Source organism: Paenibacillus sp. EB106-05-06-XG162 (assembly GCF_058791655.1).
In genome coordinates this window covers 170,463-189,114 of sequence record NZ_JBYTDT010000006.1, presented here as the reverse complement: position 1 = coordinate 189,114, position 18,652 = coordinate 170,463, and the positions used below count along the sequence as shown (strand labels likewise).

The following is an 18,652-nucleotide window of genomic DNA, read 5'->3' as shown; positions in this document are numbered from 1 at the left end:
TTGTTCATGATATGTATATTCTTGTTTCTTACAATAACCTTAACCGGTTGCTGGGATAAGAAGAACATTCAAGATATGAACTACGTCACGGCAATGGGGGTTGATTATGAGAATAACAAGTATGTCGTCTATTCACAATCCTTGGACTTTACCAACCTTGCGAAGCAAGAAGGCGCAAAATCCAAAGAACACATTCCGGTCTGGACAGGACGAGGTGAAGGTGACACGCTCGACGCGGCGGTGAATGATATTTTCACAGCGTCACAGCTGCCTATCATTTGGGAGCATATCAGTGCGGTCGTCTTTCATGAACGTGCGATGAAGCAGAATCTCCGTAGAATGACCGATTCGATGCTGCGGTATCATGAAATTCGATTCTCTCCTTGGGTATATGGGACTCGGAGCTCCATAAAAGAGCTGTTCGCTGCACCAACCACGTTCAACTTGTCACCCATAAATTCCATCCTTCATCAACCAAAGGAGGTCTATTTGCAGCAGTCCTACATTCAGCCCATTTCACTGAGAGAAATGTTCATCAACTGGTTGCGTCCAGGCTCTACGCTGCTCCTTCCTAGCATTTCGCTCAATAAAAATCAATGGTTTGAAGATTTGAAACCAAAGGATGCTTATACAATTGATGGACTCTTTACGATGGAGAAGGATCAGTTTCAAGGTTGGTGGGATAAAAAAGACATTATGGGGTTACGGTGGGCTTCAAAAAATGTTGTACATACCGCACTCCAAATCGAACCCCATAAGAAGACTGTAGCGATGCTAGCACTCAATGTGCCTGAGAGTAAAATTACTGTAAAGCTAGAAGGCCCTCAGAAAATCCCAAAGGTCACAATTCAGTTACTCATTGACGGTTCGATTGAAGAGGCACTTACAGATATGCAACCGCACAAAATGGAAAAGCTTGCAGAGCAAGATATCCGCAATGAATTACTAAAAACATTCCGCGATGGGGTTCAGAAGGGCGTCGATTTATTCTCCATTCGCGAAGAAATTTACCGTCAGCATGTGAATTATTGGAATCGTCATCAGAAAGGTCAGACAATTCGACTTCGTCCGGATATGATCGATCAAGTTGATGTTAGAGTGAAGCTCAAGAACGCCGGCATGATAAAACTGAGAAGATAAAGAATCACGAAACAAAAAAAGACTTCGGTGGGATCTCTTCTTTTAAGTATCCCGCCAGAAGTCTTTCTCCTTATTTTCGCAACTCATACATGATGACATCAGCGTTAAGAAAATCAGATTGATTCTTATCAAAATTCGTATATTTGTGATCAATGTGCAACCCGCACTGCTCAACAATATTTTCCAACTCGTTCGGTTGATACAGCCTCAGATTAAAATCCTCAACTTCTGTACGAACATACTGACCATCCACATAAAGATCGTAGGACAATGTAGAGGATTGAATTTGCTCTTCGGCATCATAGGTCGAATCCCCTTTGAGCACCACTTCGATAGAGCCTTTTTTTACTTTCTTACCTTGATGTTCCGCATCAGATTCGAGTTTAGCCTCATCTATATCAAAGGAAGTATTGTTGCGATATTCCGAATCGGTTATCACACTGAGAACTATTCGTCCGGTTGATTTCAGAGCATGTTTCATCATTTGTAGAGCTTGGTCGATCACAGCTCTGTCCGTAAGCAATGAAAATGATGCTGCTGCGATAAAAATAAGGTCATAAGGCTCTCTATTCGAATCAAACGCTGCAAAATCGCATAAATCAATTCGAGATGATGAATCCATCGAGCATAGTTTATCCCGGCACCTTGCAATCATATCTTTCGATACATCAAATCCATCGATGGGGTATCCTCGTTCCACAAACGAAATGATAAATCGTCCCGAACCACACATCGGTTCTAAGATTCTCATTTCTTTCGATGCAAAAGATAACAAATAGTTCAATTCTTCGCTCGGTGCTGTCGGCTTGTCAATATCGTAATACAATGAACATAAATCACCATAATAGTGTTTGTCCATGAGCTCCATTCCTCTCCCTGCCGCCTGCTACTTAATCGGAACATAAATATCCATGACAGCATCTTTCAATCCGTGACAGCGTTCATCATAGAATTCAAAGTCAAGTTTGGATTCATCATAGGCATAATCGCTGCTTGGGAACCATTCCTCGAAAATGTATTTCCAGGTTGCCTTCACCGCTGTTGATAGTGGATCCGCATCATAGGAAGACGCTGAATCCATGTTATCAACGGGGGGCGTAGTGAAAACGGCATATTTCGCTTCTGGAACTTCCCATGTCATCATATCTGGTGTAACTTTGGCGTAATCTTCAACAATGACACCAAATAAATAGATGATATTGCCATCATCCGAGGAAGGAATACAGATCCCCACCTCCCCATGTTCTGGCGGATTCAACTGGGTATACATTTTGTTCTCTAGATTCTCACCGATATACGTGTCCCAGTAAGCTGCGATATCTTTGGTATAACCGCTTGCAATGTTAGTTCGAATGCCATACCCTGCCACCTTGAATGCAGGTTTACTCGTGATCATCGGATTCATTTGAAACCCTCCTGTACTCGATGCAGATTGATTTGTACTGAAGTTGTTAATCTTGGCAATGTATACCGTGGGGCTGTAGCCAAATTCCTTACGAAAGGCTTTGGAGAAGCCGCTTGCCGTCTCAAAACCATATTCCAATGCAATATCAATGACTTTACGGCCCAAGAGCAGCTCCCTCCTGGCTTGATTCAATCTCTTCTTGCGGACAAAGTCCATTAGAGGTACCCCTTGAACCATGCTGAACACTCTGCAAAAGTGATAAACCGAATATCCAATATGATCTGCTATCTCATTGGCATTTAGATCCTTTTTCAAGTTCATTTCGATATAAGCGATACTTCGCCTCATATCCTCTGCGTAATTCAATGCATCATCTTTCCTTTCTCCGCGCGGTGATGTCATTTGAACTTATTATAGCTGTCAGGAAGAGAAGCTGCTGTTCCAATTTTGCTAAATCGAAAAGAGGTCGAGAATATAAAAAAAAGCCTGAACATATCAGGCTTTACATGAAATGACGCCTTCGACCATGGTCCATTGCACTTCATATTTCTCGTTAAGCAAGACGAAATCCGCATCGAATCCGACTTCAATATTCCCTTTACTCGACAATCCTAAGATCCGTGCGGGTGATGTTGATGCCATCTGCACCGCATCGATTAAGGGTATTCCGTTCTCAACTGTCAGACGCAGCGCTTCATTCATCGTCACCGTACTCGATGCCAAAGTACCATCAGCTAGCCTAGCAATCCCCTCCGTTACATGAACATGATGGCCGCCGAATAGGTAATCCCCATCACCAAGTCCCATCGCTTGAAGCGCGTCCGTTATGAGCACCATCCCTTCAGGCCCTTTGATACGATGCATCAACCGGACGATTGCAGGATGCAAGTGAACTTGATCGACAATTGCTTGCAGGCTCACATGTGGTTCCTCGAATGCGGCGACGATGAGACCGGGATCTCGATGATGAATCGGTCGCATCCCGTTAAAGCAATGCGTCACATGACTTGCGCCCGCGCCAAATGCTTCTTTTGCCTCCTCGTACGTCGCATCGGAATGGGCAACGGCGATGACCACCCCTTGTTCCTTCAAATAAGCTATGAGCTCTAATCCACCCGGCAATTCCGGCGCGATCGTCACCATCTTAATGAGTGAACCCGCTTCCTGGAAAATAAGCTTCATTTCATCAAGATCAGGATGACGAAGATACTTCTCATTCTGCATCCCTTTGCGCTTCGGGTTCAGGTACGGCCCTTCCAAGTGAATACCCACAATCTTCGCCCCATGCTCATGACCAATCACCGATTTCACGCTGCGAATCATGTTCAGCAAATCTTCTATCGTGGAACTCACGGAAGTTGCTAAGAACGATGTGCAACCTGTTGCTGCACATGCACGAGATACCTCTTGAATACTGGCTTCGGTTCCATCCATCATGTCGTATCCATTTGCGCCATGAATATGAACATCGATCATGCCAGGGATTAGCCACATGCCTTGACCATCGATACGTTCGTATTTGTCGTCGATTTGCAAGCTCTCTTGCGTCACAATTCGCTCAATCTTTCCATCTGCAACACAGACCGTAGCTGAAGGTAATAATTGATGCGGCAGCACTACGTTCACATTTGTGATTATCTTATGATTCATCGCGATTCAGCTCCATCCTATGGATTTTCTGTCGTACATTCGATCAGCGTAATATTTCTAGCATCCAATAGTTCTCTCATTTCGCTTGAAACCGGTTGATCGGTCACGATAATATCGACGTACTCAAAATCGAGCTTGAATCTCGATTTCGCCCCAAATTTCGTATGATCCACGACAAGAATCACTTGATCGGACTGCTTAGCCATTTCTTTCTTCACCCGAACATCTTCTTCATACGGATAATAGAGTCCGTCTGGGCGAATGGCCGTTGCTCCGATAAATGCTTTGTCGGCACGAATTTCGCGAATTTTATCGACTACGGAAGGACCGGATAAGAGGCGGTTCTGGATGTGCAGATAACCGCCGAGCACATAAATACTCAGATCCTCTCGTTTGGATAGAATGCTAACGTTATCTATGGAATGGGTAACCGCGGTAATCTGTTTGGCCTCAACATGCTCCGCGACAAATTGAACCGTCGTCGAGACGTCCAAGTAGACCGTCTCATGATCGCGAATCAGCTTGGCGCTGAGTCGGCCAATCTCATCTTTACTGGAGGATTCCTCTATGAGACGTTCTTGATAGGATGAAAGCTCCTTCTGAAGCTCTGGCAGGGCCACCCCGCCATGTGTTCGTACAACAACACCTTCTTGAACTAACCTGACAATATCTCGACGCGCCGTATCTCGCGATACTTGGAAATGCGAGCAAATTTCGCCAACGCTCATGGATTGATGCGCTTTTAAATAGGCTAAGATTTTCAATAATCTCTCCTCTTGGAACATCTCCATTCCCTCCTCTTTCGGCAATTCAATCAATATCATAAGTATATATAAGTATTTTATGAATTTCAATAAGTATTTATAAGCAAACAAAATGGACCCACCGCATCGCAGTAGATCCATCATACTCAACATCCATTTTCAACTGTTGCCCAACTATTCATTTATATACGTCGTTACACGATTCTGAATCAGCTTTGCCACTTCTTCCGCCGACTTCTGACCGCTGAAATACGATTTAGATTCTTCTTCAATAATGGATAACATCTTATCGTCCGCCTTAGCTAAGCTGCTCGCAGATTGAATGAGCTGCTTCAGTTCATCGAAGTGGCGATCCGTCATTTTCGTTGTGATCTTACCGTTTTTAACGCGCTTCTCGATGTCTTGAAGCGTCTGTTCATTGACGGATGTGAGAAGAGAGAAGCCTTCTCTTTCATTCAAGGATTGCGCTTCTTCCGACATAAGGAATGCAATGAACTTCCACGCTTCATCTTTAACCGGTGAATTGGCTGAAATCCCGAGTTGGTTCGGTACTAAGAAGGTCGTACCAGGTACATCTTCCTTCGTATGCGGGGTAGGCAATAATTTCGGATTCGTATAGAATCGGAATGCCCCTTCAACCACATCCAAAGGTGAGTATAAATAGGTGTGGTAGAACAATTGGTTGCTTGGCTTGCTTTGGTTTGCCGACATGATTTTTTCGTCATACATGCTTTTAATTTGTTCCAGACTTTGCACGAATAACGGTGTATCGAATTTCGCCTGATGATTCTCGGCATCTATGAAATCAGCGTTATTATTCTTAACCAAGATTTGCAAGAATCGTTCCGGTGCGTAACTCGCCAGGGCGAATCGATCCCCTTGGCTGCTCGCCTTGAACTTGCGCGCCACATCCTCGAACTGTGTCCACGTCCAGTTCTTCTCGTCCACCTTGACTGTCTTCGCAAGAGCATCTCCATCCCCGACAAACGTACCGACGAAGAATGAAGTTGGAACGGAATACAAGCCTCCATTCATTTTCATCCCATTTAACACATTCATGTTCAGATTGCTTTTATTCAACGTTTGATCGGCTTCTAACCGATCGTTCATATTGACAAGCATATTTTTAGCCACATATTTCTCGACTGGCAAATAACTCATTTCGATGATGTCTGCGCCTTCCCCCGATAACATCGCTGAATTCGTCTGTTTTAGATACTTTTCAGTTGCTGATTCCGTCATCTCCTCATCGATGCCAAGATAAGCTTGAATTTGTAAGTCGATATCCGGATACTTCTGTTCGAATTTCTTCTCTAACGCCTCGAAGTAAGGATTGTCCGTGAGTGAACTCAGGGTAACAATCGTCTTGCCGTCATTGCTCTTTCGTTTCTCTTTACTAGCCGTAATCTTGCTGGAGCCATCTCCACTACCGCAAGCGGTCGTCGCCGCGATTAAGATACACATCATGCCTATCAGCATTTGTTTTTTCATCGTATGATTCCTCTCTTCTCCTAGATCAATGTTATTGCAGTCGAACGTGATTGCCGTTCTGTAACGGCTCCGTACTCTCCAGAATGATCAGATCATTCATGTTAAAATCAAATGACACAAGCAGGGTTTCCTTGTCATTGGATTCACTCGCTTGGACCTTGGTCTTACGCACAATAAATTCATTGCCAAGTGCGCCCTTCTTCTGTTCAATCCGGTATATATATTGACCCTCTCGATCCTGGTGAATCGCCTCATTCGAGAGGATTAAACCCTCTTGTGCTGAGCGTTTCGTCAGTTTGATGACAGCCTGTTCACCCCCCTTCAGCTGAGAATCGATTATTTGCACACGAATCTGTGCGACCACTGCTGGCGTCTTCGTCTCTTGATTCGATGACGTGTCTATTCGAGGCGCTGCATCAGCGATGTCGTAGACCGTTCCCTCGATAGTTCTGACTTGCTGACTAGCGTCGGGTCGGATCTCAATCGGTACTTTCTCCTTCAACGTGATCCCTAGGCTGGTCATGAGCGAGGAATCGATCATGAACTCCATTCGAAATCCGCGAAGGTTATTCGCAACTTGAACATCTGGTTCTCCCATCGATGCCATCCCTTCAACGGCGTTCAATTTCGTGACGACACCGTCGAAAGGCGCGGTCAGCTTATTGTTATTCTCGAGCTTGTCTTGCAGCGAATGAATCTTCCTCTCCTGTACACCAAGATCGATTCTGCGCATTTCGATATCACGTCTAGTGCTGCGAACCTTCGCTTCGTCGCCATCCGTTGCGTATGCAATAAATTGGTCTTGGCTGTTCTGTAGGTCGAACTTAAGCTTGGCCAATTGTGCTTCCTCGTATTTCAGTTCTTGTTCCGCTGATTTACTGTCATAAGTGATTAGGGACTGTCCTTTCTTCACTCGATCTCCTTCTTTGACCGCAATAGCTGTTACTTTCCAGCCAGCAGGATTTAAGAGCTTCGCTTCCGCCAGCGGTTGCAACACACTGCTCCCCTCGAGCGAATGCTCAATACTGCCTAGGATCGCTTTCTCCGCTCTAACTTTCGGCAGCGTCAGAGATTGAAGCGTGTTGCTGTATATGGTAAAAAGCAAGAGCGCTGCCATAAAAATAATGAAGATCATTCGAATCTTCCGATTGCGTTTGCGTTGATTTAATTCCTCTATTGACCCCATTCCGTTTGCCTCCTAACCGTACCAACTACCCTTTAATACCGGACAGTTGAATGCCTTCGATAAAGTAAGATTCCGCATAAAGAAATAACAGCACCATGGGTGTCATGTAGAGCATGGATGCTGCGAAAGCAACGCCCTTCTCTTCCTGATTAATTCTCGATAGAAAGACAGACAGCGGCTGCTTAAACGGTTCATCCAAGAAAATCAGCGGTTGTTCCACCATGTTCCAGTAATCGACGAATAATAGAACGATAAGGGCTGCGACTCCTGGCTGAATCATCGGGATAATAATCCTGCAGAAAATTCGAATGTGACCAGCACCATCGATTTTGGCTGCTTCGATATAGGCATACGGAATATTCATCGTGAACTGTCTAAGCATAAACACGCCGAATGCTGCGAAAATACCAGGTAATATAATTGCGCTTGATGTATTCATCAGTCCCAAACGATCCGCAATAATATAATTAGGTACGAGCGTAACTTGGAACGGCATGAGCATCGTCAACACATACACAAGAAACAACTGATCCCGTCCGCGGAATTGCAGCTTGGAGAACGCATATGCAGCGAACGCTGCCACCAGTGTCTGCCCTGCAATGATCGGTACAACCATATATACGGAGTTCCAGAACATCAAGAGAAATCTAGGACTATCTACTAAAATTTTATGATATTGCTCGAAAGTCACAACATCTGGCAGCAGCTTCAGATTGACGAATTCCGATGTGTTCATCTTCCCGATTGCCTCGTAATTCATGCTGATTTCACTCGCTGAAGTCAAGGAATTTGTGAAAGTAATCACGATTGGAAACAGCAAGGATAGCGCGATGATCGACATCAAACCTGTTAATGCTATTTTTGACCCTACATTCGTTTTTTGCACTTGGCTCACCTCCTGCTATTCCATAAACTGTCTGAACCTTCGTTCAAGCGCAAACAATAGGATGACGATGATCAATATGCACCCTACCATCATGGTTGCCGCTGCCGTTAACTTCTGAATGTCGAGTGACATGAACGTATTGTTCATATAATGCTGAAGCATATAAATGCTGTCATGGGGATAATCACCTGCAATCAGGTACGTTTCCCGGAATACCTTGAACGAATTGATGATGGACATGATGATGACGAAGAACATCGTCGATGTTAAATAGACCAACGTGATGCTCCTGAACTGCCGAAGACGTCCCGCCCCTTCCAAGTCAGCGGTTTCGTAGTAATCTTTAGGGATTTGCTGGAGTCCTGCCAAGAATAAAATAATGTTATACCCGACGTTCTTCCATAAATACACGGCGATCACAACATATCTCGCAGCGCTTATCTTCATCCAATCGATACGTCCGAAGCCAAAATCGTAAAGCAATGCATTGAGCGAGCCATTCCAATCAAACAGGATCTGCCAGATCACAACAATGGATGCGACGGGAACCACAAGCGGCAATACATATGCCGTTCTTAGGGCATTGCGAATGTAGATGTTCTGATTTAATAGCATGGCTAATCCAAGTGAAATCGCGATGATCACCGGAACCGTTACTACGGTGAACCAGAATGTATTGGACGCGGCTTTGCGAAAGGAGTCGCTTGCCAGCAGTACTTGATAATTATCCAAGCCAACGAATTGGCCATTGATCGTGCTATCCATCATAGAGTACCCGACACCCGCAGCGAACGGAATCACATAAAACAAGGCAAAGCCAATCAAGCTAGGCGCAAGGAACATCCAGGCAGCTGCCGAATCACTGCGAATCCATTTATCCAGGTTGAACTTTCTTATGTATGCAAGCCAAAAACCCCATTTCTTCTTCAACCGTGTTCCCCTCCCTACTACGACAAGGATAGGTGAAACATTTTAAAAAGAAATGGAGTAATCATTAAATTTTCCTTAATTCACTTCAGCTTGCGGTAATCGCACTTCAAAGATGGTACGTATGATGCTGCTGTCGGCCGTGATCGTGCCATTATGCTGTGATACGATATTTTTTGAGATAAATAGACCAAGACCGGTGCTGCCCTCATGATGCGTCCGTGATTTGTCGCCGGTGTAGAACATCTCGAATAGATGCGGTAGTTCTTCCGGTGAGATCGCGTTCCCGTAATTGATTACTTGAACCACAATGTCACCTGCAACAGGGAATGCATGAATATCAACGAATCTACCGTCATTGCCATAACGAACCGCATTCGTTAATAAATTCTCAAACACGCGGGCGAGTAGGTCTCCGTCCCCCATAATCGTTAACTGCGATGATGCCTGTAAGCGGGATACCAAGTTATTCTTCTCAAATAGCGGATATAATTCTTCGGACAACTGCTCCAGTAGAGCGGCGAGATCGATTGGTTTCTTCTCAATTTGCACCATGCCGTGATTCATTCTCGTAATCTCGAACAATTCATCGATCAATCTCTCAAGACGCTGAGACTTGGCGTAAGCAATGCTCGTATAGTGCCGCGCTTGCTCTTGCGACAATTGCTCGTCCTTCAGAATATAGTCCAAATACCCAATGACCGAAGTTAACGGCGTACGCAGATCATGGGCCAAGTTTAACACCAGTTGATCTTTGCTGGTCTCTGCAAAATCTCCTCTTGAGACAGCTTCCAACAATTTTTCACCAGCGATGTTAATGTCTGCTGCAATATCCCCGAATTCATCACGAGACGATACCGTTACACGTTTCTCGAATTCGCCGTTGGCTAAATTTCGAATCCCATTGGATATTTCACGGAAATAAGTTGCATAACGCTTCGTCAGCAAGAAGAAAAAGAGAATTGCTAAGGGAATAAAAAAGATCAAGAAGAAATTGATATCGCCAACTTCTCGGATAAAATAACGAATTCTAGTCTCAAAATCTTCAAATTTCACTTGGGCATGATAATAGAGCTGAAGTATTTTGTACAAGCCGTAAATGATACTTCCCGCTAAGAGCATACTTAGACCGAATATCAAGATCATTTTGGAGCGAAAGCTTCTTAACATGCTACCCATTGAACGTGTACCCTACCCCCCACACGGTTTTGATCAATTTGTTTTTGTTCATATCTTCCTTCAGCTTTTTGCGCAAGCCCCGGATATGCACCATGACCGTGTTGCCGCTCTCATAGTAAGCTTCACCCCATACTTGCTGGAAAATATTCTCCGCACTAAACACCTTCTTCGGATAACTAGCGAGCAGATATAAAATATCGAATTCTTTGGGAGTTAAATCGATCGGTTCGCCATACAACGTGACCGAACGCTGATCCAGATTTATCATCACACCTCCAACTTCCAGCACGGTTGAACCGGCGACGGGCGCTGGTTGATTCAAATGCTTGAAACGTCTAAGCTGTGCATTCACGCGAGCGATCAGCTCCATCGGGTTGAACGGCTTGGTTACATAATCATCCGCCCCTCGTACAAGACCCGTGATTTTATCTAAATCGGTTGCCTTGGCGCTTACGAAAATGATCGGCATCGGATTATGCTCTCGAATTTGGCGGGTGACTTCGTATCCATCTAGTTTGGGCATCATGATATCCAATATCGCAAGATCAATATGATGAGTTTGCACCGCATGAATTGCTTCTTGACCGTCGGACGCCTTAATAATCGCATACCCTTCTTTCTCTAAATGCAGGCAAATCAGATCAACAATCTCTGCTTCATCATCTGCGATTAGTACCGTAATCTGTTTCATGATATCCATCCTCTGCGTATAGTTAACAATTGCACCATTATATCAAATTCATTCCTTTACTTCCAAACGTTGAATCACATCGAGATGCTGATCCGATTTGTTTTTTTGAATCACGATCATTATTTATTGTTTTACGATAAATTTTAATTGACTAACAATTATTATTGAATTATTATCAATGTTATCGAAAGACAGGAGGTTACAATAAAGCAGCAAGAATTAAACTACGAGATCGGTATAAAAGGAGATATACACATGAAAAGAAAATTTGTGATCGCGTCTATTCCCCTGCTTCTTGGCGTTCTATGTTTAGCCCTCTTTGCAGTGATAGGGTCCAGTGTCGATTCTGACGGGACATTGCATGAACCATTCTTTCTAATCCCAATCGGTTACCTATTCTTATTCAGCGGCATGATTGCTCTGCTGTACACAGGTATCACCTCGACGATGAAGAAGATACGGCAAAGATAACCAAAGACGACATCCCTCTCGTTAAGGAAGGATGTCGTCTTTGGTTGCGTCGTCACGCTTTGTTTAGGACGAGCTCCAGCTGCACATCAAGTTCATTCTCTGCCTAGACGATCTCCAGCTTCATTCAATTGTCCCCGTACGAATGAGATTCACATGGAATTGGGATTGAATTTTCGCTTTTTGATATTTTTCTCCCCATTTATCTCGTGTGAGATGGGCATTCCTTACACTGCTCCTATATACATTTCCGAAACCGATCGCATCCGAATTCATTCGCTGCAGCTTCTGGATCAGTTGATCGGTTTCTTTTTGCAGCTCTTCGCCGATCTTCTTCTCAAGAAGCTTCTTTGCTTCATCTTTGCTGAAATCATAACGGTCTGTAATCTCCTGCAATTCTACATCCATATGTACTCGTACATGGAACTGGAGCGGCTTCATGGAGGTAAGACGGATACGAACCTTGCTCCCAATATTGGAAATAACGACACGTACTTTTCCGCCCTTTTGACTCTCCAAATGCGGCTCTAATTCAATACGGTCAATCCCGATTTCTTGTAAAGCTTCCTTTTGTTTGCCTCGAAGCAGCTTGAGCAAATACCCCTCGCTTGGCACGATGGTGCCCACAGCCCTATCATCTCGGAAGAGGACGAGTCCCGATATTTCAACGCGATCATCTTTCTTCATCAGAATGGGAAGGACAGCGTCCGAGCCGATGCTGTACATCGCACTACGATAATCCTGAACGGTACACGAGGGAACCCAATCATCTTCGATGTGCTGTTGAATCATCTCATACAAATGTGTTCCAATATCCGGAATTTGTGGATAGTTATGCGATAATAATTCGTGCGCCGATCCATTGCTCATAGCAAGATAAATACTGTCGCCCAGAAAAGGATCCCGAGTCAAATTTTCGACCACATCGGAAACGCCTGCCTTACCCAATTGATCATCAAATATGACAACACGAATTTGCCCACTGACAGAGCTGTGCGATATCATGCTATTGATTTTAATCCGTGCACCCTTAGAACTGTTCGCAATCGTCGATATCACTTTGGATTTTTTGGCGGATTCTGTTGTGGGGTTAAGAATGACGGACGTGACGTTGAGCTTGTTATTCGGTAACCCATCAAACCCGACTGCTACACTAAGACCGAGCTTTTCTAGTACACTGGTCCCCACACAACCTACAAACAGGCATAAACTTATGATGATAAGCACGGCAATCTTCCACATCGATTTCATGATTCTTTACTCCCTTTGTGATCCTTCCACCATTGACGAACATACGTCATGATGAACAACAAGCATGGATAGTAATACGATACAACAACCGAATATTGTCCGATATAATCATTCAGCAGATCAATTTGCCGACGATTCTGGAAGCATGTAGAAGCAATGAGTACGACGGTTGCGATACCATAAATCGTGAGCTTCTGGTTCCATTTGAAAATCCTGGTCGTTCCCCGGACGAGAATCCATGCTAGCATCATCATTCCCGGTACGACGACGAACATCCAGAATGGGATTGCGATGAACTCGATCCGCTCCAAGAACGGGTACTTAATGATTTTCAATAAATTGATGGAGCCCCAGATCGTCTTAGGCATCTGATTCTCACTGAAATATATAATGGAGAGAACCATAATCATGAGGTATAGCAAGTTACTAAATAAAATGCTGCCTTGGGCATACCGTAATGCATTGTCTTTATCTTTCACAAGGGTATATAAGAAGAAAATCACTTCAAATCCAGCGATCGTAAAGCCCATCTTCATCGCTCCCGCGACCAAATGCTGTACCGTGGTATCATAGACCGGCAACAGACGCCGCCAATCTGCGTATTGCAGCGGGTAATAGAACAAGATCGTCGTCGCCGCGATCATAATAAAACTAATAAAGCTAAGTTGCAGTACGACACGGATCCCGCCAAGGCTGCCATATACCATCAAGACGACTAAGATTAAGCCTAACAACCAAGTTGGGAAATCAGGGAAAATCCACGATTGTACGGCTTCGATGTAGGTTCGAACAATGGCTGTCATATTCGTGATGAAATATAGCATGATAACAACGCTTAATGCATTACCGACCCATTTGCCGAACAACGTACGATGGATATCGTACAGATCATCATCATTGTTCTTCTTCATGGTCGTGATCATCATCCACATCACAATATGGGTTACAAGGCCGGCGAGGATAACGGACATCCATGCATCATGCCCTGATTCCTTGTAGATGTACCGCTGGAATCCAAAGATCCCAACGCCAATCTGAACACTGGGAATCAGGAACAACAGCATATATGCCTTGAACTGGTATTTGGCTGGTGTATGCTCAGGATTGGTCATTTTGCCACCTTAAATAAGTTAGTTGTCGATATCCCCTGTCCATAACGAGGATAACCGGAAGGACTTGATAAATTTACGGATACTGTGTCCTGTCGAGGTCAGCCCCATCGGCTCAGGCATTAGCATATCTTGGCTTAACGTGTTCGATTGGTCTTTCGGGTGAATGGCGTAAAAATAAGGTTGCCCTAAGCTCGTCTGACGAATTAAATGGATCACCACCAAGAGGGACATAAAGACGATCCCAATGCTACCCCAGAACCCTGCAAGAATGACCATTGGGTAACGTACGAGCCTGAGTGTACTGCTCATAAAATAATTCGGTGTAGCAAAGGAGCCCAGCGCTGCAAGCGCAACGAGCATGATTAGAATGTTGCTCGTAAAGCCTGCTTGCACTGCCGCTTGTCCGATCACGATCCCCCCCACGATACCCATCGTCTGTCCGACCTTGGTAGGCAGCCTTGCGCCAGCTTCCCGAAGCAATTCCATCGTAATCTCAAGAATTAGCGTCTCGAATAAGGGCGGAAACGGCACCTTTGATCTCGATTCAATGAGAGACACGAGCAAAGAAGATGGAATGATCTCATAGTGAAACGTTAATGCAGCCACATAGGCCGGTGTTAAATAGACCGAAATAAATAGCGCGAGCACCCGCAGGCAGCGAAGAAATGTCCCAATTCCCCAGCCCATATAGCGGTCTTCCGTGGATAAGAAAAAATCCGTAAATTCAGTCGGACCGATAATCGCTAACTGACTTCCGTCAACGAGTATGATGATTTTTCCTTCAAGCAGCGAGTGGCTAGCCAAGTCAACGCGCTCTGTTAACAACATCTGCGGAAAAATGCTGCCGTCATTGTCCTGGATCATGTGCAGCAGTTCGGCGCTTCCCGTGACATCATTGTTCTGAAGTCGTTCGATCCGTTGTCGTACCACATTGACGCAGTTCTCTTCAACACGGTCCGACATGAACATCAGCCGAATGAGGGTATGTCGCTTATTTCCAAAGTGTAGCTCCTCATTCTGTAAAGATGGATCTGGAATCGATGAACGCAGTAACGCTGTGCTGGTCTCAATCGACTCGGAAAAAGCGAGCATCGGGCCAAGGATCGTCGTCTCATTCTCGGGAGCGCCGATCTGCCGTTTCGGCAGATTAGCCACATTCGCGACGACACCTATATCCGGTGTTGCTACATAAGCCCACCCCTTCATCATGAGAGGAATGGCCTCGTTCAGCGATTCTAATGGCTTAACTTCTCCAACCGTCAATATTCGCATAAGGTCTTCGGTATTCGGAATCCATTTCACTTGCAGCAGCGGCGCAAGAATGAACTTGTTTAACATGTCTGTATCCACAAGTTCAGGTAAATAACATACAGCCGTATTGGATGAAACGGCACGAATAACAATTTTCGTATGATCCTGAAATCGCAATGCGAATTGGTCTCGTAATGTGTCAACGAAGTCTGTCATTTCAATCCGCACCTTTCTAACCAACTTGGGAAAATCAGTTAAATTGTACCCATCTCAAGGGCAAACCATACGGAAAGAAATGACAACACATCAAAACAACTAGGTTTCCTCAGACTCATTGCAGCATGTAATCTCGCATTTCTTCCATTCGTTTATTTCGGAAGCTTGGCCTCCGCTGCATAAATGGCACTCCGAATCATCGTCTCCCATTCGTTTATTTTTTTCTGTGATGCATGAATTTGACTTAGATCTCCAACGATTAATCTCAATTCTGCAGCTACCTTCACGGCATCCCCCTGCTTGACAGCTGCTTTATAACGTTTGTCAGCCGCAATTCTTTGTTTATTGAAATCTGTTATTTTTTTGTTCTCAGCTGTAATTTGTTTTTTTAGCGTTTGCACCGGTACTAAAATATCTTTTACAATTTTGATTTTTTCGGAAGCCTGCTTCTTCGCAGTTGTTAAAGCATCTTTTTTCAACATGATCTCCTGTCGTGCTGCAAGAACAGAAGCCTTCATACGGTTCCGCTTGAGTTCAAACAGAAGAACAGATTTATGATCTTTGCGTTTCCTGGCTTCTGTTGCTTTCTTGCCAATATCAGTATATTCCGCAAGCAAAGGTGCGAATTTCTTCTGACTCTTGTCTGCTTCCGTTTTCAACCTGTCGAGCTTCTCCTTGTCTATATGCTGTACTTGAATATTGATTTCTTTTAGCTTCTCATTGTTTTGCTTGCGCAGTACCTGAATTTGCTGCTTATCCTGTTTGTTGGTTAATTCTAAAGCGGAAAAGCTATCATGCAATTGATCAATGCTTGTTAACGCACTATCCCACCCAGTATCTGAAGCTTCTACAAATGGGGGTCTAACCAGGAACAGCAAGAAACATAAAATTAGAACTACTAGACCGACCTTATATCGGTTAAATGCACCTCTTCTTTGCAACAAATCAATCATCTCCCTAATCTCATATGATCTTATCTTCAAAAGAAGCGCAAAAAAGCACCCCACAAGAAAGGCTCGATAGCCAATCCTGCGAGGTGCTTCTCCCGCACTCTTTCGATTTGTTAATAGTATATATTCGATGAGATGGAATGTCAACTAATTTTCGGAACGTGTGTTCTCATCGTTATTTCCTACATGGTTTGGAACGGAATTTGATAAAAGACGTTACGATCAGAATAAGCAGGACTGCAAGGCAAGTCCCTATGCTAATTCGGTTCTGACTGTCTAACAGGAACATGGTTGCAATAACAGCGAGACACAAAACTACAAATCCTGTTACAAAAGGATATCCCCAAACCTTGAAGGTAGGCTTAACAGGATATTGCTTACGCAGCTTCAACTGGGATAAAGCGATACAAATCCAAACCAAAATCACAACGAATCCCGGAACAGCCATCAAAATACGGAAAAGCTGATCTTGTGCGATTAGCCCCAACAAGGAGCCGGCAAGCAAAATGACCGCACACAGCAAAAGCGTATTTACCGGACTACCCTTCCGGTTCGTCTTGGCTAGTGATATAGGAGCTTCTCCTGCTGCAGCCATGGAATATAGCATTCGTGATGCACCGTAAATCCCAGAATTGGCCGCCGATAGAACAGCCGTGACCAGGATGAAATTCATAATATGAGCTGCGCCCGACAGCCCGGTCGCTGAAAGCACTTGTACGAATGGACTGCTCTCCGATCCCAACTGATTCCATGGAATTAAACCGCAGATAACCAGAATCGGCAGGGTGAAAAACAGAATGATTCGTAAAATAAAACTACGAACCACCTTGGGTAATAAACGTTCAGCGTTCTCCGTTTCATTAAGAGTCAATCCGATCAGCTCAGACCCACCGTAGGAGAACATTACGACAAGCATTGCAGATAATACTGAAGTCCAGCCATTCGGAAAAAACCCTCCGGAATTCGTGAAATTTTGCAAATAAGGCGTATTATCACTTGGAATAATACCGAATATCAGACATCCACCCAACACGATAAAAATGATAATCATGGCAATTTTAATGCCCGCCAGCCAAAATTCAAATTCTCCAAAGGTACCTACGCTCATCAAATTAATAATAATAATAAAGGCGGCACAGACCAGACTTAGCAACCATAACGGCGCATCTGAGAACCAGTATTGCAGAAAGCTGCCCGCAGCAATAACCTCTATAACACATACAGACAACCACATAAAGCAGTACATCCAACCCATAGTGAATGAGACCTTTTCTCCGAACGCTTCTCGGATAAAGTCCTTCATATTCCGATTTGGATATACAGTCGCCATTTCTGTCATTGCAGCCATAACGACTAGCAGCAGCAATCCTGCAACTACATAGGATACGATAACCCCCGGACCTGCCAGTCCGATCGTTTCGGCGCTGCCTTTAAAAATTCCTGTTCCGATCACGCCGCCCATAGCCATAAAACTGATATGTCTAGGTTTTAATTTTTTTTGTAATGATCCCTCTGTTTGTCCCATCCATATCCTCCTGATGTGCAATTCATGTATGTTATTTAAAACGCATATACCAGTATAACCTTATTTGCAAATTTGTGAATATGCAGGATGTCGGATGATGTCAAAATGTAAACAAAATTTGCGTCCGTGTGATAGGTCTTTTAAAATGAATCAAATTTAAAATCTTGATCTAAGGCAATACATAATAACCATATATTCTTTCAGCGACTGGCTTATACACTTCCCATCGATATTCAAAATCAAATAAATCTTTGATTAACGTCCGATCCCATAATAAATTATCGAGCGGAGCGAGTATACTAGGTCTCTTATCGGTTGTGTTATGTTCTATGGCCTTATGTAGAATGTTGATGTCTATGGATCGTATAAAAAATGGATATTGGAGTCCCTCCACTTTAACTTCAATAATCCACTGTTCATCCATTAATTTCTCAAAAGCTTGGTTTCTCTGAAGACTTATTTGTCGATGATCAATTCTTAGAGCGTGGTGATGTTTTCATGGGACATTTCAAATAAAATATCCCGTTAAGTCAGTGACTTAACGGGATCAATGAATTCGT

The 18,652-nt window shown here is 44.0% G+C and carries 18 protein-coding genes; 2 read left to right on the top strand and 16 right to left on the bottom strand.

Translation table 11 applies throughout. The features are described from left to right. Positions 1–6 precede the first annotated feature (6 nt). Positions 7–1,140 carry a Ger(x)C family spore germination protein gene (locus AC3WU2_RS15570; protein ID WP_492455638.1) on the top strand — a complete coding sequence of 378 codons (1,134 nt, stop codon included), beginning with the start codon at positions 7–9 and terminating at the stop codon, positions 1,138–1,140. A 70-nt stretch (positions 1,141–1,210) separates the two neighbouring features. Here AC3WU2_RS15570 and AC3WU2_RS15565 read toward each other — a convergent pair whose 3' ends face one another. The 10 genes from AC3WU2_RS15565 to AC3WU2_RS15520 all read right to left on the bottom strand — a co-directional run bounded on the left by AC3WU2_RS15565 (position 1,211) and on the right by AC3WU2_RS15520 (position 11,319). Continuing rightward, positions 1,211–1,999, bottom strand: coding sequence for a class I SAM-dependent methyltransferase (locus tag AC3WU2_RS15565; protein ID WP_492455636.1), 789 nt, complete (start codon positions 1,997–1,999; stop codon positions 1,211–1,213). 27 nt (positions 2,000–2,026) lie between these two features. Further along, positions 2,027–2,866, bottom strand: coding sequence for an AraC family transcriptional regulator (locus tag AC3WU2_RS15560; protein ID WP_492455860.1), 840 nt, complete (start codon positions 2,864–2,866; stop codon positions 2,027–2,029). A gap of 174 nt (positions 2,867–3,040) precedes the next feature. Beyond that, a complete protein-coding gene (gene nagA, locus AC3WU2_RS15555; protein ID WP_492455634.1) occupies positions 3,041–4,195 on the bottom strand; it encodes an N-acetylglucosamine-6-phosphate deacetylase in 1,155 nt (384 codons plus the stop codon). 17 nt (positions 4,196–4,212) lie between these two features. Beyond that, positions 4,213–4,980 (bottom strand): DeoR/GlpR family DNA-binding transcription regulator, encoded by a 768-nt coding sequence (locus AC3WU2_RS15550; RefSeq protein WP_492455632.1) that lies wholly within the window; start codon positions 4,978–4,980, stop codon positions 4,213–4,215. Positions 4,981–5,133: 153 nt separating this feature from the next. Next, on the bottom strand, positions 5,134–6,450 hold the full coding sequence (locus tag AC3WU2_RS15545) for an ABC transporter substrate-binding protein (RefSeq protein WP_492455630.1): 1,317 nt from the start codon (positions 6,448–6,450) through the stop codon (positions 5,134–5,136). Between the two features lie 31 nt (positions 6,451–6,481). Further along, positions 6,482–7,636: an efflux RND transporter periplasmic adaptor subunit gene (locus AC3WU2_RS15540; RefSeq protein WP_492455628.1), complete on the bottom strand. Its 1,155-nt coding sequence runs from the start codon at positions 7,634–7,636 to the stop codon at positions 6,482–6,484. 25 nt (positions 7,637–7,661) lie between these two features. Further along, complete coding sequence (locus AC3WU2_RS15535) at positions 7,662–8,522, bottom strand: carbohydrate ABC transporter permease (RefSeq protein ID WP_492455626.1); 861 nt, start codon at positions 8,520–8,522, stop codon at positions 7,662–7,664. 15 nt (positions 8,523–8,537) lie between these two features. After that, positions 8,538–9,365, bottom strand: a complete 828-nt coding sequence (locus tag AC3WU2_RS15530; RefSeq protein WP_492455858.1) for a carbohydrate ABC transporter permease — start codon at positions 9,363–9,365, stop codon at positions 8,538–8,540. Between the two features lie 162 nt (positions 9,366–9,527). Next, entirely contained in the window at positions 9,528–10,628 is a 1,101-nt protein-coding gene (locus AC3WU2_RS15525; RefSeq protein ID WP_492455624.1) for a sensor histidine kinase, read from the bottom strand. Further along, positions 10,621–11,319 (bottom strand): response regulator transcription factor, encoded by a 699-nt coding sequence (locus AC3WU2_RS15520; RefSeq protein ID WP_018758287.1) that lies wholly within the window; start codon positions 11,317–11,319, stop codon positions 10,621–10,623. The genes AC3WU2_RS15525 and AC3WU2_RS15520 overlap by 8 nt, the downstream gene beginning before the upstream one ends. A gap of 255 nt (positions 11,320–11,574) precedes the next feature. Here AC3WU2_RS15520 and AC3WU2_RS15515 point away from each other — a divergent pair, with 255 nt between their 5' ends. Further along, positions 11,575–11,790: a DUF3955 domain-containing protein gene (locus AC3WU2_RS15515; RefSeq protein WP_492455622.1), complete on the top strand. Its 216-nt coding sequence runs from the start codon at positions 11,575–11,577 to the stop codon at positions 11,788–11,790. A 120-nt stretch (positions 11,791–11,910) separates the two neighbouring features. Here AC3WU2_RS15515 and AC3WU2_RS15510 read toward each other — a convergent pair whose 3' ends face one another. The 6 genes from AC3WU2_RS15510 to AC3WU2_RS15485 form a co-directional block, all read right to left on the bottom strand. Beyond that, positions 11,911–13,038, bottom strand: a complete 1,128-nt coding sequence (locus AC3WU2_RS15510) for a Ger(x)C family spore germination protein (protein ID WP_492455620.1) — start codon at positions 13,036–13,038, stop codon at positions 11,911–11,913. Beyond that, positions 13,035–14,150 carry a GerAB/ArcD/ProY family transporter gene (locus AC3WU2_RS15505; protein WP_492455618.1) on the bottom strand — a complete coding sequence of 372 codons (1,116 nt, stop codon included), beginning with the start codon at positions 14,148–14,150 and terminating at the stop codon, positions 13,035–13,037. Before AC3WU2_RS15505 ends, AC3WU2_RS15510 begins: the two co-directional genes overlap by 4 nt. Positions 14,151–14,168: 18 nt before the next feature. Then, the gene (locus tag AC3WU2_RS15500) at positions 14,169–15,617 is read right to left on the bottom strand and encodes a spore germination protein (protein ID WP_492455616.1); all 1,449 of its coding nucleotides are present in this window, start codon (positions 15,615–15,617) and stop codon (positions 14,169–14,171) included. Positions 15,618–15,769: 152 nt separating this feature from the next. Further along, a complete protein-coding gene (locus AC3WU2_RS15495; RefSeq protein WP_492455614.1) occupies positions 15,770–16,570 on the bottom strand; it encodes a hypothetical protein in 801 nt (266 codons plus the stop codon). Positions 16,571–16,742: 172 nt separating this feature from the next. Further along, positions 16,743–18,092, bottom strand: a complete 1,350-nt coding sequence (locus AC3WU2_RS15490) for an amino acid permease (RefSeq protein ID WP_492455612.1) — start codon at positions 18,090–18,092, stop codon at positions 16,743–16,745. A 169-nt stretch (positions 18,093–18,261) separates the two neighbouring features. After that, entirely contained in the window at positions 18,262–18,552 is a 291-nt protein-coding gene (locus AC3WU2_RS15485; protein WP_492455856.1) for a DNA glycosylase AlkZ-like family protein, read from the bottom strand. Positions 18,553–18,652: the final 100 nt, after the last annotated feature.